At 31.3% G+C, this 540-nt stretch carries 1 protein-coding gene; it reads right to left on the reverse strand.

Going from position 1 to position 540, the window contains the following annotated elements:
- The coding region (locus INF61_RS22670; RefSeq protein ID WP_227413540.1) for a hypothetical protein at positions 1-540 on the reverse strand (540 nt) is incomplete at both ends.

Raw genomic sequence — 540 nt, forward strand, 5'->3', positions numbered from 1 at the left:
ATGCGGAAAGATCTATAATCCTTTTCAAAAATAAACCTTGTACACATATTAAGGAAAACATTAGCTATTTTTTTATTAAACTCATTTGTACAATCTTCAAAATCAGTTTTTGCAAATTCTAAATGTCGTGCAATGTTTAAATGTCTTTCGGTAAATTTATGAATATCATTTTGAATCGCTTCAGACCATGAGCCAACAGTATTGACTCTATAAACTGACATTGGTTCAGGTAAATATATCCCACCATTTTTCATGGCATATAATTCGAGAAAAAGGTCTCCAACACAGCATTCTGGAAACCATGCTGGGAGTTTACTATTAATGTTTCTTTTAAACATATATGATGCAGTCGGAGCAAATTGCCCTACAACTTGCAGAACGTCTTTTGTATAAAATTTCTTTACCTTATCACCAAAACTGAATGATTTTGTTCTTCTGTTATGTTTTTCCATATAAGCACTATGGAAACAAAAATCTGCGTCAGGGTTTTCTTTCAATGCATTATATTGTTTTAAAAGCTTAGACTTATCGATCCAATAA

Origin of the sequence: Enterobacter cloacae complex sp. P18RS (assembly GCF_014982105.1) — a bacterium.
GTDB lineage: Bacteria > Pseudomonadota > Gammaproteobacteria > Enterobacterales > Enterobacteriaceae > Enterobacter > Enterobacter hormaechei_C.